The organism is Kribbella sp. NPDC048837 (assembly GCF_055586945.1).
This window is the reverse complement of the sequence record NZ_JBVJHF010000001.1, coordinates 780,835-803,010: the sequence shown is the minus strand read 5'-3', so window position 1 is coordinate 803,010 and position 22,176 is coordinate 780,835. Positions and strand designations below refer to the sequence as shown.

At 68.0% G+C, this 22,176-nt stretch carries 16 protein-coding genes; 5 read left to right on the top strand and 11 right to left on the bottom strand.

The features are described 5' to 3' along the window. Positions 1-87: 87 nt before the first annotated feature. The 6 genes from ACZ6O0_RS03800 to ACZ6O0_RS03775 form a co-directional block, all read right to left on the bottom strand. The gene (locus ACZ6O0_RS03800) at positions 88-2,157 is read right to left on the bottom strand and encodes a hypothetical protein (protein WP_465763269.1); all 2,070 of its coding nucleotides are present in this window, start codon (positions 2,155-2,157) and stop codon (positions 88-90) included. 107 nt (positions 2,158-2,264) lie between these two features. Further along, positions 2,265-2,591 carry a hypothetical protein gene (locus ACZ6O0_RS03795; RefSeq protein WP_465763268.1) on the bottom strand — a complete coding sequence of 109 codons (327 nt, stop codon included), beginning with the start codon at positions 2,589-2,591 and terminating at the stop codon, positions 2,265-2,267. Further along, positions 2,591-3,754, bottom strand: a complete 1,164-nt coding sequence (locus tag ACZ6O0_RS03790) for a transglycosylase SLT domain-containing protein (protein ID WP_465763267.1) — start codon at positions 3,752-3,754, stop codon at positions 2,591-2,593. The genes ACZ6O0_RS03795 and ACZ6O0_RS03790 overlap by 1 nt, the downstream gene beginning before the upstream one ends. Before the next feature lie 57 nt (positions 3,755-3,811). Then, the gene (locus ACZ6O0_RS03785) at positions 3,812-4,894 is read right to left on the bottom strand and encodes a hypothetical protein (RefSeq protein ID WP_465763266.1); all 1,083 of its coding nucleotides are present in this window, start codon (positions 4,892-4,894) and stop codon (positions 3,812-3,814) included. Between the two features lie 57 nt (positions 4,895-4,951). Beyond that, positions 4,952-7,705 (bottom strand): M48 family metalloprotease, encoded by a 2,754-nt coding sequence (locus tag ACZ6O0_RS03780; RefSeq protein WP_465763265.1) that lies wholly within the window; start codon positions 7,703-7,705, stop codon positions 4,952-4,954. A gap of 4 nt (positions 7,706-7,709) precedes the next feature. Then, positions 7,710-8,192 carry a hypothetical protein gene (locus tag ACZ6O0_RS03775; protein ID WP_465763264.1) on the bottom strand — a complete coding sequence of 161 codons (483 nt, stop codon included), beginning with the start codon at positions 8,190-8,192 and terminating at the stop codon, positions 7,710-7,712. Positions 8,193-8,627: 435 nt separating this feature from the next. Between ACZ6O0_RS03775 and ACZ6O0_RS03770 the strand changes: the two genes are divergently transcribed. The 4 genes from ACZ6O0_RS03770 to ACZ6O0_RS03755 all read left to right on the top strand — a co-directional run bounded on the left by ACZ6O0_RS03770 (position 8,628) and on the right by ACZ6O0_RS03755 (position 12,601). Further along, on the top strand, positions 8,628-9,413 hold the full coding sequence (locus ACZ6O0_RS03770; protein ID WP_465763263.1) for a helix-turn-helix transcriptional regulator: 786 nt from the start codon (positions 8,628-8,630) through the stop codon (positions 9,411-9,413). Between the two features lie 117 nt (positions 9,414-9,530). Further along, the gene (locus tag ACZ6O0_RS03765; RefSeq protein WP_465763262.1) at positions 9,531-10,979 is read left to right on the top strand and encodes an alkaline phosphatase D family protein; all 1,449 of its coding nucleotides are present in this window, start codon (positions 9,531-9,533) and stop codon (positions 10,977-10,979) included. 15 nt (positions 10,980-10,994) lie between these two features. Beyond that, the gene (locus tag ACZ6O0_RS03760) at positions 10,995-11,987 is read left to right on the top strand and encodes a hypothetical protein (RefSeq protein WP_465763261.1); all 993 of its coding nucleotides are present in this window, start codon (positions 10,995-10,997) and stop codon (positions 11,985-11,987) included. A 140-nt stretch (positions 11,988-12,127) separates the two neighbouring features. Then, complete coding sequence (locus ACZ6O0_RS03755; protein WP_465763260.1) at positions 12,128-12,601, top strand: GNAT family N-acetyltransferase; 474 nt, start codon at positions 12,128-12,130, stop codon at positions 12,599-12,601. A 55-nt stretch (positions 12,602-12,656) separates the two neighbouring features. Here the strand turns inward: ACZ6O0_RS03755 and ACZ6O0_RS03750 are convergent, their stop codons facing one another. From ACZ6O0_RS03750 to ACZ6O0_RS03735, 4 genes are all read right to left on the bottom strand, one after another. Beyond that, positions 12,657-14,141, bottom strand: a complete 1,485-nt coding sequence (locus ACZ6O0_RS03750; protein ID WP_465763259.1) for an alkaline phosphatase family protein — start codon at positions 14,139-14,141, stop codon at positions 12,657-12,659. A 131-nt stretch (positions 14,142-14,272) separates the two neighbouring features. Beyond that, positions 14,273-15,868, bottom strand: coding sequence for a DHA2 family efflux MFS transporter permease subunit (locus ACZ6O0_RS03745; RefSeq protein WP_465763258.1), 1,596 nt, complete (start codon positions 15,866-15,868; stop codon positions 14,273-14,275). A 77-nt stretch (positions 15,869-15,945) separates the two neighbouring features. Further along, positions 15,946-17,454 carry an aldehyde dehydrogenase gene (locus ACZ6O0_RS03740; protein ID WP_465763257.1) on the bottom strand — a complete coding sequence of 503 codons (1,509 nt, stop codon included), beginning with the start codon at positions 17,452-17,454 and terminating at the stop codon, positions 15,946-15,948. Positions 17,455-17,512: 58 nt separating this feature from the next. Beyond that, the gene (locus tag ACZ6O0_RS03735; RefSeq protein WP_465763256.1) at positions 17,513-19,633 is read right to left on the bottom strand and encodes a hypothetical protein; all 2,121 of its coding nucleotides are present in this window, start codon (positions 19,631-19,633) and stop codon (positions 17,513-17,515) included. A gap of 166 nt (positions 19,634-19,799) precedes the next feature. Here ACZ6O0_RS03735 and ACZ6O0_RS03730 point away from each other — a divergent pair, with 166 nt between their 5' ends. Then, positions 19,800-20,174 (top strand): YciI family protein, encoded by a 375-nt coding sequence (locus ACZ6O0_RS03730; RefSeq protein ID WP_465763255.1) that lies wholly within the window; start codon positions 19,800-19,802, stop codon positions 20,172-20,174. On the opposite strand, the gene ligA is transcribed toward ACZ6O0_RS03730, so the two are convergent. Beyond that, entirely contained in the window at positions 20,160-22,157 is a 1,998-nt protein-coding gene (ligA, locus tag ACZ6O0_RS03725; RefSeq protein ID WP_465763254.1) for an NAD-dependent DNA ligase LigA, read from the bottom strand. The two genes, ACZ6O0_RS03730 and ligA, sit on opposite strands and share 15 nt — an antisense overlap. Between the last annotated feature and the right edge of the window lie 19 nt (positions 22,158-22,176).

Genomic DNA, 22,176 nt, shown 5'->3' with positions numbered 1-22,176 from the left:
CTCCGCCGATCCTGCAACGCCCACCTCCCGCCCCGACCGAGCCGACGCTACGGGAGGCCCACTCGCCGCACGATCGGCGGGTCGTGTTCAGAGCTCGCGCCGATCGTCGGCTCGATCGTCCGGCGTGGGGATGCGTAGCAGGTCGGCGACGCGGGCTTGCCATGCCTCGACGGCGGCGACGGTGATCGTTTGGCCGAGCTCGGTGGTGAGCTGCGCCGCCAGTTCGCCGGCTTCAGCGTCGACGAACTCCCGGAGGCCGGCGATGCCAGTGCGGATGAGGGCCGCGCGTACAGGGCGCGGTAGGACGCGCACCGCAAGCAGGGCCACCTTGTCCAGCAGCGTACCCAGATCGATCCCCAGCTGCAGTGCTTCGATCGCTTCTCTCCCGGCTGCTGTTTGTGCCTGCCGGGCCAGGTCCTCCACCGAGTAGATCCGGACAGCCATCAGGTGCGCGATCGCGTCTTCGCTCAGCTCGGACAGGATCGACAGCGGCTGGTCGAGCTGCTCGGAGGCTGCGGCCTGGACGCCCATGACCGGTCGAACCCGCATCCGGAAGCGGCCCAGCTGCTCGTCGGCCGGAGCGCGATCGACGACGCGGGCGCGGACCTGTCCGAGCCGGTCGAGCTGGACGGCGACCGGCACACTCAGGTCGAGTTCGTCGACGACATAGGCGCCGAGCTCGCTGGGATAGCGGGCGAGCTCCCGCTGCATCCGGTTGACGGCCGTGGCGATCGTCTCGCCGAGTTCGTGGAGCACCACCTCATCGTCGCCGCTGCCCGGTATCCCGGCGATCTCGATCACGGTCGTCCCGAGACCGTCGTTGTCCCAGGTGACCGATGGCGCCGGGATGGGGATCGCGGTATCGGCGGCGTACAGCCGGAAGTACAGGTCCGGGGGTACGTCCTGCGTCGACCGAGGTGCCAGCGCCAGATCGAACGTCCCGTCGTCGGCGGTGTGGGCCGCGGCGCCGGTGGTTCCGCCGATCCGGGGGACCTTGTCCCACGCCTCGATGCGCAGGCCGCCGATTCCCGCGCGAGTGACACTGTGGAGGAGGCGCCCGGCGATCCGGTACGAGATCATGTCGCGCGGCGGCGGGTCGACCTCGATGAAAACATGCGCCGCACCGTCGGCCCAGGCGGACGGTGGCACGCGATGGATGGCCAGATGGCTGCCGGAGGAATGCCGTACGACGATCTCGATGGACGGTGGTTCGATCGACGCCGGGCCGCGGAGCGTGGCGAAGAACCGGCCGGAACCGTCGGTCCTCGTGATGCGCTCGATCTCCCGCGGATCCTCGTTCCAGATCACGATGTCCAGGTCCGGAACGCCCGCTCGGAGATACCGGGCCAGGACCTGACCGCTGAGGTTGTACGTCAACGGCCGGTCGGGAGCCACGTCGATGGCGAGGCTCACGTTCTCGAGAGATGTGTCCCGCCACTCGGCGGGCCAATCGATGAGGGCGAGGCGCGCGTCGCCGAACCAGATCGCGAAGGTCGGTTCCGGTGGAGCCGCCAGCACTTGGCCGAACGAAAGGGCGAACGATCCGCGCTGGTCGGTGACCTGGGATGCGACGACCGGTCTCGGCCAGCTGCCGGCACGATCGAGAAGTTCTACTCGCACACCCGCTACCGGCTTGTCGTTCGGCGAGCGTCGTACCTGACCGGTGACCTGCAACGTGCTTGCCCGCATGAGCACGAGCTCGGTCTCCACATCATCGTCGTCGAAAGAACGCTCGCACACGGTGAGGTCGGAGTCCGAGCCGGCCCAGAACCGGAGTGTGATCGATCCCGGCCTGCCAGGCAGGAGTGCCTGGCACCAGCCTCCGTACTCGAGCGATGGCGCACCGAGAGACTCGCGGGTCGCCGGGTCGTACACCCAGACCTCCGGACCCGGCCAGCCTCCTGTCTCGGTGGTCACCCGCAGAAAGAGGCGGCGCGTGTCGTCGTCCGGTGACGCGACCACGAAAACGTACGGATACTGCGCGGTGTCGCCGGCCTGCGCAACCGTCATCTGTTGCACCCAGGCGAGCTGCCGGCCGTGCGGCGTGCCGGGCTTCCAGAGCCCGTGATGCACTCGGACGACGAAGTCCTCGTCGTCCGCACGCTCGCTCAGATCGAGCTCGAAGGCACCGCTTTCGTCGGTTCTGGCGATTCCCAACGGACGATCCGTGTCAGGGCGGTTCGCATCCAGGCGCCAGGCGCTGATCGTGGCGTCGCACGGCTCGAGATTCGGGCCTGCGATGACCTGTCCTCTCATCGTGTGGCTCATGGCTGGTGTTCCTCCGGTCGAATGAACGGACGAGGGTCGTCGACGCCTTGTGGTGCCTCCAGGTAGCGCAGCCGACAGGTGAGGCGTCCGTCGCCGGTGCCAGTCACATCGCCGGCCGCCAGTTCGCCGGCGGCCCGCTTGGGCGTCAAGGCCACTGAGATCGGGATGTCGAGGCTGACGGTGGACCAGGTGAGTACGGTCGGCGGGATGCCGGTCAGCTCGAAACGGTCCAGGCTGTCGCGCCCGTTCTCGTCCAGGGCCCGCTGGGCGTCGACGGTTCCACGGGCGAGGGCTGCGAGCATGTCAGGCAGTGGGGTGGTCATCACGGCCTCGGTATCGGAATCTCGAGGTGATAGGCCGGGTCCGTGGGCGGAAGCAGGAACGTTCTGACCCGGCGGTCGGCGCGGACCGCACGTTCGAAGGCGGCCCGGTCCTTGATCGAGCTCGGCGCGACGTCGATGACGGCCAGGACGCGGGGGTCGGCCGCATGCCGCGACACGGTGGCCGGTCCGAGTTCGAGGATCTTGCTCTCCATCGCGTCGCGGACGCGGTGCGCTTCGGCGCCGGCGTCGGTCCTGGACACATAGACGTCGATGACCTGATCGCCGGAGGCGCTGTAGAGCTGCTTCTGCGACTCCGGACCGTAGCGCCGGCAGTTGTCGTACATGACATGGGCCTGCTCCTTGGGTGTGCGCTGCGTACTGGACACGAGGACCTCGCTCAGTCCGGCGGCGCGGGCGATGTCCTGGAGAACGCCGAGTGCGTACGGCGGCACGGCGAGCGGGCGCGCGGTTTCGCTCCACCGCACGGTGGGTGCTCCGGTCGTGATCGGCCTGCGCGGCCGGGGTGGGGTATCGCCGAGCAGAGCATCGATGCTCACGCTCGGCTTGACGCCGTTCTGATGGAACACCTGCACGGCGTCATTGAAGAAGCGGACGAACCGATCGACGTGCCGGCCTGTGCCGATCGGATACTGCCGGGTCTTCCATCGGTTCTGGGCGCCGTCCTGATGCCGTAGACATCCCGCGTTGTACGCCGCCGCGACCAACGGTGGGTCCAGCGAGGTCAGCCGGGCCTGGCCGGCGATGTACGCGCTGCCGGCGTTGATCGCGTTCGCCGGCACCAGCAGCCACTCCCTCCCGACGCTCATCCGCATGGCCTCGCGGGCCGTCGAGATCAGGGTCTGTGTCAGGCCCACGCTGACACGGTGGGGCGTTGCCTGGTCCGACGTGTACCCCGGCTCCTCCCGCACCGCGTCAGCCTTCCCGCCGGACTCGGTACAGATCGTGGCGACGATGAGTTCGGCAGGGACCCGATAGGTCTTCGCAGCAGTGTTGATGTCCTTGGCGTAGGCGTCCCACACCGCACTGGCGGTGCGTGGTGCGCCGGCGGTCCGCTCGATGCCACTGCCCTCGATCTCCACACCAGAGCGGGTCAGCCGCCAGCGCACGCTGTTCTGGAACGCGTGGAACTCGGTCAGTGGCATCGATGCGATCCTTACTTCAGAGGTCGGCGTTTGGGGCGTCGGCGGGACCGGCGCCGGTCAGAGCGCGATGCCGACCGTGCTGGTGACCAGGCCGAAGCTGACCCGGACCAGTGCCTGGACCGGCTTGTCGTCGGCCGGGTCGGCGACCCGGCGGCTCAGAACGATCTCCATCTCGCCCTTGTCGTCGGTCGTGCCTGGACTGCTGTAGCTGAGCGTCGGCTCGCTCACGGTGACGCTGAGCGGCTTGCCCTTGTCATGCGCCGAACCGTCGGTCTTCCTCAGCCTTGCGGTCAGTCGGACCTCCTGCGCGACGACCTGCTTCGGATCGCCCGGCGGGACCGGGGTGCGGGAGCCGACCTGCAACTCGAGCTGCGGGCCTTTCTGGAGGACGAACGGCTTGGGCAGCTCGACGTCCGAACGCGGTTCGAGAGTCGCCTCCATGTGCAACTTGCCTGCCGCATAATTCAGGCTGTTCGAGCTGTCGACAGTGGTGTTGTTGTTGCTGTAGTTCGCGTACGCGGACGCGCTGAACCCGCCGCCGAAGAGCCCGAACCCGCCGCGGACGCCGGCGCCGGCTGCGAACGAGCTCTGCTGGATGTTGAAGCCGGAGCGCGTGTTGAACTCCTGCACATTCATGTCGGCCTCGAGATGCACCCGCTTCCAGGCGTACGCGGTCGGCATCAGATAGTTGATCAGCGGCAGCTTCTGGAGATGGACGACTCCGTCCGCCATCGAACCGTCCGCATCCTTGGTCTGCTGCTCGAAGACGGCGATCACGTCGATCTGCGTCTCCGACAGCTGCTTGGCCGTCTCGCGCAGATTCTTGTCCAGCTCGGTCTGTGCGGCCGCGACACCGAGGCCGACGCTCTTCACGAACTCGCCGAACGCGACACCGCCTCCGGTCATTTCGTCGGTGACGTCGGCGTCGGCCGCAGTCTCGCCGACAGCTCGTTGGGGTAGATCAGCCCCTTTCTGCAGCACGGCCGCCATGGTGCGGCTGACCTCGGTTCGCGCCAGCTCAGCGCCGTCCCCGACGGCGGCTGACGCCCCGGTCCGGTCGCCGGTTGCCGGCTGCGCCGGCTTGGCCGCCGCTGGTTTTGCCGTGTCGACAGTCTTGCGCGGTGTCTTGTTCTGAGGCATTGCTGTTTCCTTTCTCGGGTCGACAAGGTTCGGGCGGATGTCGTCGGGTGTTCGGATCTATGACTCCCAGTGCCATGAGCGCACCATGGACTCGAGGGACGAGAGATCGGTCGTTGCGCCGATCTCCGTGGTGTAGAGGTAGATGGCGTAGCGCTGGTTGTCGTGGTCTGCCATCACGACCCTCTCGGGCCGGGGCTCCTGGTCCGGGCGGACGATGACGACCGCGGGCTCGGTGTCGAGTGGCTCGGTGGCGTGCGCATCAAGGTCCCGCCGGGTGGTGAAGGAGACGAGCGGTTCGGTCGGGGCGAGCTTCATGACCACGATCACGCCGGATTCGTCCGTGTCCGAGAACACCTGGTCAGCGATTGGAAACGTGTCCCTGACCCCGGGCTCCTCGGTAACATCAATCCAGCCACGAACCAAGCGGAGGCTGTATCCGGCCCCGGTCACCAGGCCGGCCCGGCCGATGGAACCGCCCGTCCTCGCGCCTTCATCGGCGGCATGGTGTGCGACGCGGCTTGCTTGCACCACCAGACCACCCAGAAGGAGCGATGCGAGGGTGATGATGCCGACCGGCCGCCTCCAGCGCGCGGTCTGCCCAGCCCTCTCGAAGGCCCGCCGGAGGAACTTCGCGATCGGCAGGGCGGCCGGGAGGATCAGGGCAACCCCTCCGAGCGCGCCGGCAAACATGATGGCGAAGGCGTAGCGAACGTAGTCCCAGTGCGAGAACGCGGGGCAGTCCGACGTCATCGGGCCGGTGGTCAAGACCGAGACACACGACTGCACCGGTAGCACGGCGACGAGGGTTCCGCCGCCGATGACAGCCACCAGCGCGGCTGCGGACGAGCCGGCTGCCAGCGGCCGGCGCCGATACATGACCGCGGCCGCGACCGCGCCGACGACACACGCTGCCGTGGCCGCGCGGCTGTGTCCACGGTCGATTGCGAGTGCGAACCAGACAGACCACCGATCTTCCAGCGGGTATTGCCGGCTGAACACGATCGTGAGGACGGCGACCGCCGACACGGCCAGGCCTGCAAGCACGCAGATGATCGCTGTTCTCCGCACGAAGCCGCCCAGGAGTGCCTTCGAGGAGCGCCAGGTGAATGCGATCGCGACCCACGGAATGGCGAGCCACGCCACGAGCACCAGCAGGTGCCGCGGGCTGCGTAGCGAGTCTGGCGCCAGGACGTACCACGTGTACTCGAACGGCGCTTTCAGAATTTCGGCGAGTGGAGCGCCCTCTGCTTCCATCAACGTCAGCCCCTGTGGAAGCTCGAGGCGATGGCTCAGTCCGGTGAGAACCGTGGCTGCGAGGGCGATGACGAGAGCGACGGCCACGTAGACGGCCCGACGGCGCGGCCTCTTGATCGAGGTCCGATCGAACATCGTCGCTCCGGACTCGGCGATCCAGGACATCAGTGGTGTCACGAGGATGATCAGGAGCAGCGTCCAGCTGACGTGCCACGCTGATGCTCGCCAGAGCGAAGGATGCGCGGCGATCAGCGGGCTGTTCAGCGACAGCGATGGCCCGATGGCAAAGCCGATGGCGAGTCCGGCCCCGATCGGCCAGACAGGCCTCTTGCCACCGACGATTGCCTCGGCGTACTTCTGCCGCCAGATCCCGGCCACGACGGCGGCCGCGGCCAGGAGTGCGGTCAGTGCCGCGGCGACCGCGGGGCTCGCCGTGGAGTTGGCCGTGTGAAGCGTGACAACCTGCTCCACCGAAGGAATCGTCAGCCAGGCGACAAGCCCGATGCTGATCGCGTCCGTCATGGTGAGGGCGAACAGCCGTCGAGGGTCTGTCAATGCGTGAACCCGCACGTCTGAGGCTGGGTGCCAGGCGCCGAGGCGCACCCGGCGGAGGTGATGCCGTGGACTGCGCGTGAGCACACGACCGAGTGCGTCACCTTCGCCCCATTGCACGACCCGCGCATCGGCATACAGCTCACGCGAACGCAGCAGCGCATGCAGCAGGACGTAGACGAGCAGGAGCAGCAGCCCGACCCGCCAGACCAAGCCCCCGTAGGCGAGCGCGTCGTCGCGAAGCGCCGCCACGAAAGGCAGGATGGCGACGAGTACGAAGGCACCCGCCGCACAGAGTGCGGAGTAGGCCTGATCGACGTCTCGATTCCTGATGTGCGCGAGCTCGTGCAGTACGACGGCCCGGAACGCGGGCGGATCCGTGACGGCGGTGATCACCAGCCCTCCGCGCAACACGATCCGCCGCGCTCCCGGGCGACCGAAAGTGAACGCGGACGTGCGCGGGTCGAACGGAGCCAGCAGAAAGGACACCCGGCCTACTCCGGCCTTTCGTGCAAGCGTGGCGAGGTCGGCGGCCAGAGCGGGGCTGTCCGACGAGTCCAGTGGAGTGAACCGCCCCCGTCGCGCCCGGATCCGCGGTGTGATCAGCATCAGGACGAGCGTCGCGGCGAGAACACAACCAACCCCGACCAGCATCCATCTGGCTTCCGCCGACTCGACCGGCGCTCGGCACAATGCCGCCGCTCGTGCCGCGGCTGCGCGGGAAACGATATCGGTCCCGGGTGACAGGCGTTCGGCCTCGTCCTGGCACTGGAGGATCGCTGCTCCCAACTCCCTCCCGTGCCGGCTCGTGTAGATGGACTGGAAGAAGAACAGGCTGGATCCGAGCAGAGCGACCACGAGGAGCGCGAATCGGAACGGTGTGTCGGCAGGCAGGTGGAAAGGCCCCAGACCAGACGGCCGGCCTGTCATCGCGGCCGGTTCGGAACGCTTGAGGCGTGTCAGCACCGATCGCCTGGCCGGCGTATCGATGGTTGGGTCGGACATGTTGTCACCCCTTGATCGGAGACGGCACCGCCAAGGCGCCCATCAACGAGTCCACGAAGAGAGCCTTCTTCTCGGGCTCGATGGGCAGACCGCCGGCACAGCGGTGTCCAATTGTTCTGATGTATTGCAACTCCTCGAGGCTGAACGTCGGTACGTTGTCAGACTCTTCGGACGATGCTCCGGACATGCGCTTCTTCCAGCGGCGAAGAACTCGTGCCGCCATCCCGCCGGCAGTGATGGTTGCCTGCTCAGAGATGGTCAGCCACACCTGATTTGCGAAGGTGAGGACGATCGGAGTCAGCATGACGACGGTCTCCCCGACGCCGAAGCCGAGCAGGTCGCCGCGGTCCTTGGCTTTTCTGGCCGGGAGTGCGTCAGCGAAATAGGCTCCGCTCATCGACGCGAACAATGGCGCCTCGCCCGGCGCCACCTGGGTAACGAGACTCCGGCCGATCCAGGTAATAGCCTGTTGATCCTCAGTGTTCATCACGAGACTCCAGTCCGCCGTTCTACGAATGCGTCGCCAACCGGGCGCGCTTGTGTCGATGCATCGACTTTCGGTGGTGGTCAGGTCGGAGTAAATACGCACATATGCGTAGTCCGTGCCCGGATGACGAACCGGTATAGACCTGCATTTCCCAGTTACCTCACGTCCCGGTGCGGAGGCAAAGAACTCACTGTGTTCTTCGGCGGTCGCAAACAAACGACGGGCAGCCGGCGCCCGGTCGCAACTTGGGCGCGGAGCCGAGCATCAAGGATTGTGAAGGCCAAATGCTGAGGCGTTCAGGCGCCCTGCCGAGATCGGGAGCTCCGCGCGACCGATCCGGCAGACATGCTGCGGGTGCAGCCTTCCTGGGGGATCCCGGCGACGCCACCGCGTCGTCGGAGATGAGGAACGGATGCGTCTTCGGTGGAGGGGACGATGTCAGTCACAGCTCTGAGTGCGCGTGATCTGCGGCGCGCGCTTGCGTTCGCGGACGACCTGCTCCAGGTCAGGTCGTTCGCGCACCTGCAAGAACAGGTGCTTCAGGGCCTCGCCGAGTTGGTGAGTGCCGCCTGCGCCGTTTACCACAGATTGGACGTCACGAGATGCACGGAGGTCGCGGTCCCATGGCCGGTCGAGCTGCAATCGAACGAGGCGTCCAGCAACGTTGCCGGCGACCACCCACTCGTTCGGCATTTCACGCTCTGCCCGCACGATCGTGGTCCGCGAAAGATCTCCGACCTCGTGAGCCGGCAGCAGTGGACGGAGTCGGCTGTCTATCGCGAGAGCCACCGGCACCTCGGGCTGGACGACCAGATGGCTGTCATTCTCACCCGGCGCGCCGAGGATGTCGTGGGACTCAGTGTGTCCAGAGCGGGCCGTAACTTCGACGAAACGGAGCGCGAATTGATCGGTCTGGTTGCCCGCCACCTGGAATTCGCCATTTACCGGGCAACCACGCCCGACGCGAAGCCGGCACTGGTGCCGCAGCTGATGCCGGCCCGGTTGCCGGGGCCGCTGAATACGCTCCCTTCCGGGCATCCCTTGACGGCCCGGGAGACCGAGGTGCTGGTCCTGGCGTCAACCGGATTGACGAGCCGGCAAATAGCGCGGCAGATCAAATGCAGCGAGCGCACGGTGAACAAACATTTCGAGCGCATCTACGAAAAACTGGGTGTGACCAACAGAATGGCGGCGGTCAACCTCATGCACTCGACACAGTAGGGCTTGGCCGCCGAGAGGACACGAGCTGGAAGCGGCGGGCGCCGGCGTGGTGAGCTATTCCGGCGGATCGTCCGTGGTGCCATGCTGGGCTGGGATCACGGACGCGAGGGGGGACTCGTGTACAGCACTGTGGATCTGCATGCGCTTGCGCCGGCGACTCGTGGGTTCCATCGGATGTGGGTCGGTGTGTTCGATGCCGAGGCGCCGGAGAGTCTTGAGTGGACGCTGAACGGGAACCCGGTGCTCGCCGGTGACGTCCGCGAGGTCAGGGCCTTGACCAAGGCTGTGCTGCCGGGCGTGGTCACGCGGACCGGAGTGTTCGAGTTGCCTGTCTCGGCGGGCGACCGCCTGGATCGTCCGGTCCCGGACACCGTTCAGGTGACGGCAGTCTGGGCCGGTCGTCGCGAGGTGAGTCCTCCGCTGACGACGCGCGCGGTTCCTGATCGGCTGCCGAACGGACTTGGCGAGTCGTTCAACGTCCTGGCGGTGTCGTGCTTCTACGAGCCTGGCGACTCCGTCGGCAAGGCCGGCGCCCTGGTGGCTTCCTTGAGCCGCGACGACGCCACGCGACCGGACCTGGTGATCGCCATGGGGGATCAGGTGTATCTGGACAACCCGTACCTCAAGGCGCAGACCTTGTACACCAAGGAGGCACTGGCCCAGGCCTTCGAGGTCAAGTACCGGAAGAACTGGCAGGGCACGGGATTCGCGCAGATCCTCCGCGCGGCTCCGGTCGCGTCGATCCCCGACGATCACGAGTACTGGAACAACTATCCCCAACCGACCATCGCCTGGCCGGCGACGATGTTCGATGCCAGCCGCAACAACTGGGAGCAGGCGGCCCACGAGATGTTCGACGCCTTCCAGCTCGCGGAGACCGGGCGGTACACGTACCGGATCGACGTGCCGCCGCTGTCGTTCTTCCTGCTCGACAACCGCACGTTCCGGACGGTCAGCAAGCGCGGCGCCCCGGGCAGCAGCACCGTCGCTGACGATCTCCTCCGGTTCGACGCCTGGGTGGACGAGGTGATCGCGAGCAGCGACTTGCTCCCGGTTCTGGTCACCGGGCCGTCGCTGTTCCAGCCGGCGAAGGGCCTGTTCGAGAAGTATCTGGATCTCAACCTGGCGAACCTGACGGACTATCCCCACATCATGCGGGGTCTGATGAAACTGTCCGGCAACGGCCGCCAGCCGCTGGCGCTGACCGGCGACGTCCACTACGGCCGCGTCATCTCCGCAACGCATTGGACCGGCAACCAGGATCGCCCGTGGAGCAAGCTGTACGAGGTGATCTCGTCTCCGGCCTCCTTGGTCGCGGGGAGTTCACGGTCCGATGCCAAGAAGCCGGATCGCTACTTCCACGTGGAAGGTACGACGGACCTGTTGGACACCGCCATGCAGTGGCCGATCCGGGATCCCGGGAAGATGGGGGATCACGTCGCACTGCTGAAGTTCAGCCGGACCCAGACCGGCGTGGACGTGGACACCCTGTACTGGATGATCAACGAACCAGGCCGATCCATGAACCCGATCCACGCGCCGCGCTTCAAGCTGCGCCGCATCTGATCTCAGGGAGACCTCATGCTTACTGTTCGCGGCTCCTCGGCCCTCGACCCGGTCGAGCAATTCCAGTGGGCGGCCCGCGCCGCGGACGAGGACAACCTCCAGTGGGTGCAACATCAGCTGGATGCCCTGGGCCACGATCCGAAGAAGGGGCCGAAGGCAACCTGGCTGCTGCTGGTCGGCGGCACCAGCATCTACGACTTCCGGCTGCGGGTCGCCCAGTCGCACCTGCGGCACGACATGACCCCGAGCCACTGGTCGCACGCCGCGCTGATCTCCACGGTCCATCCGAGGATTGGCGACAGCCGCCTGCTGGAGACCTCGCTGGAGCCCCAGGAGGGGTTCCAGATGCCGTCGATGTACAACGGCGTACAGGGCGCGACGCTCGACCGGTACGGCGATCCCGACCAGTACCCGAACGTCGCCCTGATCCGGGTCCCCGTCGATCCGGACACGTGGCTGGGTGATGTGGAGAACCAGAAGTCGATCCTCGGCCAGTTCGCCGAGCAGCGCGTCGTGGTCGACGTACCGAGCCTGATCCTGGAGTGGCTCGGGTTCGTCTGGGGCGCCGGCCCGTCCGGCAATCCGATTCTGAGCGGGCACGGAATCCCGTCCGCGGCGGTGATCGAATCGCTCATCGGCGCCGCCGGATACGACTTGTGCCCCGGGCTGGACAGCGCCGCCAGTTCGCCGGAGGCCTTCTGGCAGACGGCCAAGTGGTGGCAAGCCAGTGTGGAGGCGCTGAACCTCGAGCCGCTGCAGACCCGCTACTTCACCTACGGCCGCGAACCCGGGGGCGCGGACGCCAAACCGCCGACCCGCAAACGCGCCCCGGCGAAGAAGGGAGCCGCGGCCAAGAAGACCACGCCGGCCAAGAAGACGGCGGCGAGCAAGAGAGCGACGTCCCAGCAGAGCCAAGCTCCGGACATCTCCGAGGCGATCCGCACCCCAGCGCCGCCCCTGTTCGTCCAAACGTCCAACTTCACGCGAGATCTGTTCCGGCGCCAATAGGCTGAGTGTCGTTTCAGGTCCGCGCGTGACGGAGGTATGTGAAGGTGGCGCTCGTAGTGCGGCCGCTCGAGGCGGATACGTGGCCTGCGTTTGTCCGGTTGGTGGAGGCCAACAACGGGGTCTGGGGTGGGTGCTGGTGTATGGGGTTCCACGTCAAGCTGGGGAAGGGGCGGACCGCGGCGCAGAACCGGGCAGAGAAAGAGGAGCGGGTTCGCGACGGCAGTACGCATGCGGCGCTGGTGTTCGACGGGGATCAGTGCTTGGGGTGGTGTCAGTTCGGGTCGGCCGAGGAGTTGCCGGAGATCAAGAGCCGGCGGCTGTACGAGAAGGGGCTGACCGCTTTGCCGGACTGGCGCGTGACCTGCTTCTTCACCGGGAAGGGTGGGCGGCGCCGGGGGGTCGCGAACTCGGCGCTGGGCGGGGCGCTGGAAGAGATCGCCCGTCTCGGTGGCGGGACCGTCGAGGGGTATCCGGAGGAGACGGACGATCGCACGGTCTCGGGGTCGTTCCTGCACACCGGGCCGATGGCCGCCTTCGAGAACCACGGCTTCACGCGCACCAGGCCGATCTCACCGCACCGCTGGGTTGTCACGCGGACCGTCGACCCAACCTGACGGCGGAGGCCGGCGGCCGCGTGCGAGTCGCGGCCGCCGGCGTCCGTACTGGTTGTCAGCCGGCGTGCGGGCGGTGGCCCGGCTCCTGGCGGGGGACCGTCTGCTCGCTGCCGGGAATGGTCGGCAGTGGCAGCTGGGAGGCTTGGTACTGCGCGAGGCTGTACTGGCCGGTGGTGTCGGGCAGCGTGGGCGCGTGCTTCGAGTCGCCGAAGCGGAAGGCTCCGGTCAGGTCGCTGACGGTCTTGCGGCGCCAGTCACTGATGTTGGTCTCCTTCACGCCGGTGATGCGCTCGAGGAAGCGGAGCTGCGAGGTGTGGTCGGAGGTGTCGGAGAAGACGTAGCCGCCGGTCGTCCAGGGCGAGACGATGATGCACGGCACCCGGAAGCCCAGCCCGACGGGCAGGCCGGCGCCGTCCACGCCGGTGTTGGAGGTCTTGAAGACGAACTCGTCCGGCGTACCGGGCTCCGGCAGCGGCGGTACGACGTGATCGAACATGCCGTCGTTCTCGTCGTACGAGAGGATGAAGACCGTCTTGGCCCACACCTCGGGGTTGGCGGCGATCGCGTCGATCTTGCTGGCCACGAAGGTCGCGCCGGCCGCGGGAAGGGCGGCCGGATGCTCGTCGAAGCCCGACGGCGGGAGGATCCAGCTCACGGTGGGCAGCTGGTCGTTCATCGCGTCGTACTCGAACTGGCCCATCGGCTGGGTGACCATGCCGTTGTCGTAGAGCGGGTCGCCCGGCTTGGCGCTGCCGAACTGCTTCCACTTGGTGATCGACGCCGCACCGGTCTGGCCGCCGGGCTGGCGGTAGATCTTCCAGCTGACGCCGGCCTTCTGCAGCCGCTCGGGGTACGTCGTCCAGCTGAACTGGTTCGCCGGTCCGCCCGTGGTCAGGGACGGTCCGCCGGCCAGGCCGTTCGGGTCGAGCGTGCCCGACATCCACATGTGCCGGTTCGGGGCGGTCGGCCCGAGGACGGAGCAGTGGTACCCGTCGAGGATCGTGAACGCCTCGGCGAGGGCGAACTGGAACGGGATGTCCTCGCGGGTGAAGTACCCCATCGTGTACTGGCCGTCGACGGCGCCGTCGGACGCCATGTGCGCGGGCACCCAGTTGTCGTTCTTCCCGCCGTTCAGCGCCTCGTGCTGCACCGTCCACTCGTGGCTCATCGACGGGATCGCCTGGGCGGCGGTGATCTTGGTGTTCAGCCGGTAGGGCAGCAGGTAGCCGTCCGGATTGGACGGGTCCGGCTGGTAGAAGACGTTCCGGCCGTTCGGCAGCCGCCGTACGTGCGGGTCGCTGAAGCCGCGCACACCGGACAGCGTCCCGTAGTAGTGGTCGAAGCTGCGGTTCTCCTGCATCAGCATGACGACGTGCTTGATGTCCTTCAGTCCACCGTGCCTCGGCGGCGGCGACGCGAGCGCCGTCCGCACGTTCGGCGGCAGCGCGAGCGAGGCCGCGGCCAGGCCGGCGGCGGCCGCGCCGGTGCCGAGCAGCCGGCGCCGGCTCATGCCGGTGGGCACGTCGGAGGAGTCGTTCATGGAGCCTCATTTCCGCGTGATGGCGCGCCGACGATTCGGCGCTTCGCCACAGTCCGCCTGCTACGTAGCAAACGGCCGATACGCGGATGACATCCCGACGAACGTCCGACGACCAGCGGCCCGCGCCGCGGTCAGTCGACTACCGCGGGTGGTACGTCGTCGACGACGCGTGACTCCTCCCGTTTGCGGGGAAGCATCAGCGCCGGCACCAGAGTGAGTGCCACCAGCACCCACGCGACCCCGAAGCTGTGCGCGAACGCCTCGGCGGCGTCGACCAGCCCGCGCGCGATCGCGGCGGGGTCGATGTGCAGCGGGGCGAGGCTGGCCGGGTGGGTGTTGGCCAGGATGGCGGCCTGGGTCTCGCGGAGGCCCCCGTCCAGCCCGGGGATGTTCTCCGTGCCGGGGATGATGGGCGAGTTGTTGAGCTGGTTGGTGAGGATCACCGACATCGTCGCGACACCGCAGGACGAGGCGATCTGCTGGGTGATGTTGAGCAAGGTGGAGCCGCGGGCGACCTGGGGGCGGGCGAGCGTCTTCAGCGCCGAGGTGAACAGCGGCATCATCGTGGCGCCCATCCCGAAGCCCATCACGACCAGCATCACGATGATCTGCGGGTACGGCGTCGTCGCCGTGAGCTGGGTCAGGCCGAACATGCCGATGACGATCAGCACGAGCCCGACGGGCACGATCCGGCCCACCGGCACCTTGTCCACGAGTCTCCCGGCGATCGGCATGGTGACCATGGCGCCGAGTCCCTGCGGCGCCACCAGGAGACCCGCCTGCAGGGTGGACTCGCCGCGGATCTCCTGGAAGTAGGTGGGCACCAGGAGGAGCCCGCCGAAGAAGGCCGCGGCGAACAGGAACATCGTGATGATCGAGACGGTGAGGTTGCGGTTGCGGAACAGCCGGAGGTCGAGCAAGGGGTGCTCCGGCCGGAACGAGTGCCAGACGAACGCCGCCATCAGCAGCACTCCGACCAGCATCGAGACCCACACCCGCGGGGCGGTGAAGTCCCCGCCCTCGGCGGGCAGGGAGGACACGCCGAAGAGGAACAGGGCGAGCCCGGGGGACATCAGTGCCACTCCGAGGAGGTCCAGCGACTCCGACCGGTGCGGGGTGTCCTTGGCCAGCGCGAACCAGGCGTAGACCAGCGCGATCGCGCCGAGCGGCACGTTGATGAGGAAGATCCAGTGCCAGCTCGCCACCTGGATCAGCCAGCCGCCGAGGATCGGGCCGAGGATCGGGCCGAGCAGCATCGGTACGCCGAGGATGGCCATCAGCCGGCCCATCCGGTGTGGCCCCGCGGCCTTGGTCATGATCGTCATGCCCAGCGGCATCAGCATGCCGCCACCCAGTCCCTGCAGGACCCGGAAGCCGATGAGCATGTTGATGCTCGTCGCGGTAGCACACAGGGCGGACCCGGCGGTGAAGAGGAAGATCGCCATCATGTAGAGCCGCTTGGTGCCGAACCGGTCGGCCGCCCAGCCGGTCAGCGGGATCACGGTCGCGAGCGCGAGTGTGTACGCCGTGACCGTCCAGGCGACGTGCGAGTAGGCGATCGGGCTCTCGGGCGTACCGAACTCGACCTGGAAGGTCGGCAGGGCGACGTTGACCACTGTGATGTCGAGGATCGACATGATGGCGCCCAGGACGACGACGCCGGCGATCTTCAGGACGGCGGCATCGATGTGGTCCGGGTAGTCGGACTGGGTCGCTGGCTGGCTCATCTGATCCCCCCTGGCGCGAATCACGGCTTTCCCGAGACTACGCGCGAACCCCGCGAGGATTCGAGCACATTCCTCGATCAGCCGAGTTTGAAGGGGTCCCGGGTGGCGCCGGTGAGCTCCACCCAGACGGACTTCACCTCGGTGTACTCGTGGACCGCGTCGATCCCGTTCTCCCGGCCGATTCCGCTCGCGCCGAAGCCGCCGAACGGCACATTCGGCGCGACCACCCGGTACGCGTTGATCCAGACATTGCCGGCCCGCAGCCGTGCCGCGACCCGATGCGCTCGGTGAACGTCCTTCGTCCAGACGGCCCCGGCAAGGCCGTACGGCGTGTCGTTCGCCAGGTCGAGCGCCTCGTCCTCGTCACCGAACGTGTACACCGACAGCACCGGCCCGAAGATCTCCTCCCGGACGACGGTGTGCTCCTTGGTCACGCCGGTGAGTACGGTCGGCCGGACGAAGAGGCCACCGTGATCCTCGTCCGGACCGCCCCCACAGGCGACCACGGCCCCTTCCTTCCGCGCGGTCTCCAGGTAGCCGAGGACCTTCTCGTACTGCGGTGTATTCGCGGCCGGCCCCATCTCGGTGTCCTCGTCGTTGGGGTCCCCTAGCCGGATCCGGTCGGCACGCTCGACGATCAGACCGACCAGTTCGTCGTGCACACTCTCGTGCACGATCAGGCGTGATCCGGCCATACAGGTCTGGCCGGTCGCGGCGAAGACCCCGGCGATGACGCCGTTGGCCACGGCCGGCAGGTCCGCGTCCGGGAACACCACCTGGGCGGACTTGCCACCGAGCTCGAGCGTCACCCGGTTCAGATTCGCGCCGGCGGCCTGGGCCACGGCGGCTCCGGTCGCGGTCGAGCCGGTGAAGGCGACCTTGTCGACGCCTGGATGGCCGGCCAATGATGCGCCGACCGCCCGGTCCAGCCCGCACACCACGTTGAACACGCCGGGCGGGAACCCGGCTTCGTGAACGAGTTCGGCGAAGGCCAGCGTCGAGGCGGGGGAGTGTTCGGAGGGCTTCACGACGAAGGTGCAGCCGGCCGCGAGGGCGGTGGCGAGTTTGAAGGTCATCAGCAGCAGTGGCGAGTTCCACGGCGTGATGGCGGCTACGACGCCGACCGGCTCCCGGCGGGTGTAGACGAAGTAGTTGTCCCGGTCCGAGGGGATCGTGCGACCCTCGATCTTGTCCGCCAGGCCCGAGAAGTAGTAGTACCACTCGGGCAGATACCGCATCTGGCCGATCATCTCGCGGTAGAGCTTGCCGGAGTCGGCGACCTCGAGACAGGCCAGTCGCTCGGCGTTCGCGGCGATGACGTCTCCGAGCCGCTGCATCAGCCGCGCCCGCTGGAAGCCGGTCATGCTGCCCCACGGACCGTCGAGTGCGTCCCGCGCGGCCTGGACCGCTCGGTCGACATCGTCGACGGTCCCGTCCGGGACGATCGCCCAGGCCTTGCCGGTGTAGGGATTCGGCGAGGCGAAGGTCCGGCCCGAGAGGGCGTCGACGAACTCTCCTCCGATGTACAGCTGGAACCGCTGCAGATCCTCCCGGTCCGTCTGCGGCGCGAGCGTCGTACTGGTCATGTCTGCTCCTGCTCGTCGAACGCGTCCTCCTTCGGACGTTAGGTCAGATCACCGGGATTCAGAAGACGATCTCGATCCGGGTGCCGGTGGGTACGCCGGGATGCCGGAGCCACAGCACACCGGCCTGGGCGTCGTACCGCAGGTCGGTGACGTCGGCGTTGTCGGCCCGGACGGCTGCCGGCTCGGACGGGACGCGCAGTGCGGTCGTGACTTGAACTCCGCGGGGCGCCTCGCAGCTGAAGCGGATCCCGGTCTGGTCGCGTTCCCAGGCCACGACCCGACCGGCGGAGGCCAGCAGCGGCTCCTCGTCGTACGACAGGTCGCGGAGCCAGGTGAGCTGGCCCGGGCCAAGCTCGCGCTTCCGGACGATGCCCAGGTGTGGGTCGAGCAGATCGAGGTACGTGCCCTCGACGACGTGCGAGCCGCCGGCCTCCTCGAGGACGGCTCCGACGAGGTACGGACCGCGCTGCACCGACAGCCAGTTGGTGGACTCCCAGGTGTGGCCGCCCGCCTCGGCCAGGTCGCGGATCGCCGCGACCAGCTCGGCGGCCCGTTCCGGTGATTCGGTGAAGTCGGCCGGCCGGGACGGGAGGAACCGGACCCGGCCCTTGCCGACCGGCTGGATGCCGTCGTGGTTGCGATCCGCGCCGAGCGCCTCCGCCAGGTGGTCGGCGCAGGTGTCGTAGCGGCCGGTCCACCACGAGCGGATCTCGTGATACGGATCGGCGCCGTCGCCGACGTACAGCAGGCTGCCGCCGCGGTTGACCCACCCGGCCAGCGCGTAGTGGATGCCGGGCGCCAGCGGCTTCTGGAACTCGTAGCTCAGGACCAGTACGTCGACATCGTCCAGCGCATCGGGCGTGTCGATCACGTTCTCCAGCTGGACCGGGCAGACCTTCTGCCCGTCGCACAGTGGTGGCAGCGCCAAGCCGTAGAAGTCGGAGAAGTGCAACTGCTCGCGGCCTTCGAGTGCCAGGGCGTCCTGCAGACCGTCGTAGTGCCCACTCTCGCCCCCGGGTGCCCAGCGCTGGAACATGGCGGTGTCCGAGAGCGCGATCCCGATCCGCGGTCCCTCGTGGGCCCAGCGCACCTCGGGCTGGTCCAGGTCGCGCAGGCTGTTCATGGCGATCAGGTAGCTGCTGGCGGTGTCCGGCGGAATGAGCTGCCGCTCGGTGGATCCCTCGCGCAGGTAGGGGCGGTTGAAGATCCGGTTGGGCCACGGCGCCACCTCGTACCGCGAGACGCCCGGGTGCAGCAGCGATGCGATGAGGGTGCGCTGGTAGTTGGCGAGGTAGTCCTCCCAGGTGCGGTCCGGGTGGTCCTCGATCGGGTCGTGCAGGAACCACATCCGCCGGTCGGTGCCGCGGGTGAGGTCCTGGGCAATGCCGTACTCCAGGTAGGCCGTCTCGAACGTGCGCTCGGCGACCTTTCCGGCGTACACGTTGGGCGTGCGGGAGGTGCCGGTCCAGACCTGCGCGATGGCGCCGTCGATCGAGGGCAGCGTCCGCAGGCGTGATTCGGGGCTGATGATCTGCCACTGGGTGTAGTTCAGCAGGCTGTGGGTCGGGACGTAGAAGCGCACCTCGCGGCCCTGCTGGAGGGCTTCGTCGCGGAGCACGGAGGTGACCCGGTCGAGGCTGCGGGAGAGCAGGTGCTGCTTGAGCTGCCCGGCGCGGAAGTGCGCTTCGGCGGTGCTGTGCGGGGCCTGCCACGGCTCGCCGAAGAAGGCCTGCCATTCCCGCTGGAACGATTCCGAGTAGCCGGCGCGAGCCCAGAACTCCGGCTCCTCGAGGTGGATGCCCTCGACACCGAGCTCGATGATCGGGCGGAGCTTCTGGACCAGGTACTCGGTGAAGCCGAACGTCGGGACCATGTACGGGATGTCGGTGCTCTGACCGTGCAGGATCGGCGATCCGTCGCCCGCGGTCTGCGCGTCCGCCCAGTGGTCGGAGCCGTCCCACCGGCCGTCCAGGTAGTCCTGATAGGTGCCCCACGAGATCCCGGTCATCAGATGAACCCGATAGCCGGCCTCGCGCCACCGGGCGATGCGCTGCGGCGTCGTGTCGTTGAGGCCGTAGACCATCACGAAGTCGGTGCGCAGGTCGATCGATTCGTCGTACGGCGCCTGCTCCTGGAAGCCGGTCGCCTCGCGGTCCTTGCTGGTGCTGGTCTCCGTCATACGTCAACCCTGGTCGGTTCCGCACACCGGGCGCCAGTCCGGCGTCAGGAACTGGACACCGGCGGTGAGAATCTTTCTGTCGTCGGCCTGTCGGATTCGCAGGGCGGCGTTCGTTGCAGGGGTGAAAAGCGGCCGTAGGGTGGCCGCCGGGACAAGGAGAGATGAGATGACGCAGTACCTGATCTCGTTCGAAGACGGTGCGATGGAGGTCACCGAGGAGGAGCTGCCGGAGGTGGCCGAGGACGCGCACGCGGTGGTTCAGGAGGCCAAGGATGCGGGCGTGTTCGTCTTCACCGGAGGGCTGGACTACCGCCGGAAGCACGCCGTGGTGGCCACCGACGGAATGATCACCGACGGACCGTACCCCGAGACCAAGGAACTCATCGGCGGCCTCTTCGTCGTCGACGTCCCGACGTTCGAGGCGGCGCTGGAGTGGGCCGCGAAGGTCGCGGTCGCCTGCCGCTGTGCGCAGGACGTCCGCGAGTTCTTCCCGTTCCGGCGGACCGATCTGGAGAGGCCTGCCCGGTCAGCGGTTGAGTAGGTCGGCGGCCTGGAGCTGCTGCCAGATCTCGGACTGGTCGACGACGGTGACGCCGAGCTTCTCGGCCTTGGTCAACTTGGCGGCGCCGACGTCGGCACCGGTGATGAGCAGGTCGGTGCTCGCCGAGACCGAGGACGCGATGGTCGCGCCGGCTCTTTCACACAGTCGCTGGAACGCCGGGCGGGCGACCTTCTCGCCGGACCGTGGGTCGCTGATGGAGCCGGTCACGACCACCGTCTTGCCGGCCAGCGGTGCACCGGCCGCCACGACGGGCGGAAGATCTTCCTCTCGTACGTCGAGCGAGACGCCGGCCTCCCGGAGCCGTTCGAGCTCGGGTCGAAGCCGGGTGAGGTGCTCGATCAGGGAGGCGGCGACCTTCGGGCCGATGTCGTCCACGGCGACGAGCCCGTCGACACCGGCGTCGGCGACCTCTTCGAGGGAGGCGAATCCGGCTCGGCACAGCCTGGCCGCGGTGCCTTCGGAGGCCGCGGGGATCGCGAGGCCGATCAGTGCCCGGCGGAGGCCGACCTGGCGGCTCGTGTCGATCGAGTCGATCATGCGGGCGGCCGAGACCTCGCCGATCCGGTCGAACTCCAGCAGCCGTTCCTTGGTCAGCTGGTAGAAGTCCGACGGGTGCTCGAGGATCCCGGCCTCGGCGAGCCGTTCGATCCAGACCCCGCCGATCGCGTCGATGTCGGCCGCGGCCCGGGACGCCCAGTGGATCAGTCGCCGTACGGTCTGGGCGGGGCAGGACAGGTTGGTGCAGAACAGTTCGCGGCTGTTGCCCTGCTCGGTCAGCGGCTGCTCGCACGACGGGCACACCGTCGGCGGCACGATGTCGCGCTCCTCGCCGGTGCGCTTGGAGGCGTCGAGTACGCCGGCCACGAACGGGATCACGTCGCCGGCGCGGCGGACCAGGACCGTGTCGCCGATCTTGATGCCGCGGGCCCGGATCACCTCCTGGTTCGCCAGCGTCGCGCGGGTGACCGTCGTACCGCCGACGAAGACCGGCTCCAGCCAGGCGACCGGCGCGATCTTGCCGGTCTTGCCCACATCCCAGACCACGTCGGCCAGGACGGTCGTCTTCTCCTCGGCGGCGAACTTGAACGCCAGCGCACCGCGCGGCGAGCTGGACCGCGTGCCGGCGGCGGCGAACGCGTCGCGATCGGCGAGACGCAGTACGGCGCCGTCGAGGTCGTAATCGAGGTCGTTGCGCTGCTGCTCGATCGTCGTGATGACCTCCTGCGCCGCGGCCGCGTCGTCGCAGTGCCGCATGTCGGCGACGGTGAACCCCATCGTCCGCAGCGCGCGTTCGAGATCGGCGTCGGTGTTGTCGGGGTCGCTGAGCAGGTCGAAGGCGAGGAACTGCAGGCGCCGCTCAGCGACGGTGGCCGGGTCCTTGGCGCGCAGGGTGCCGGCGGCGGCGTTCCGGGGGTTGATCAGCGGTTTGTCCGCGTGCGCGGCGTTGTAGGCGGCGAATGTGGAGCGCAACATGACCGCCTCACCGCGGACCTCGGTCCGGCCCGGTACGTCGAGCCGGTCCGGGACTCCGTCGGCGAGCGCGCGGACGAGCGGGGTCACGTCGTCACCCGTCGTCCCGTCGCCGCGGGTGATCGCCCGTGCGAGTCGGCCGTTCTCGTAGACCAGGGCCAGCGAGAGGCCGTCAAGCTTCGGCATGACGACGACCGGCTGGCCGGGGAAGCGGCTGAAGAAGGCCTCGACCTGCTCGGGGCGGGTCGCCTTCTCCAGTGACAGCATCGGGCGCGAGTGCCGGATGGGCGCGTGCAGCACCGCGGGCGCGCCGACCTGGTCGAGCGGGTTCGGGTCGGGCGCCAGCTCCGGGTTGGCGTCGATCAGTGTCCGCAGCTCGTCCTCGATCGCGTCGTACTCCGCGTCGGCCACGCTCGGCGAGCCCTGGTAGTAGGCATCGCGCAGTACGACGATCTGATCGGCAAGTTCCTGAATGCGCTCCCCAACGTCCACGGGCCAGGACACTACCGGG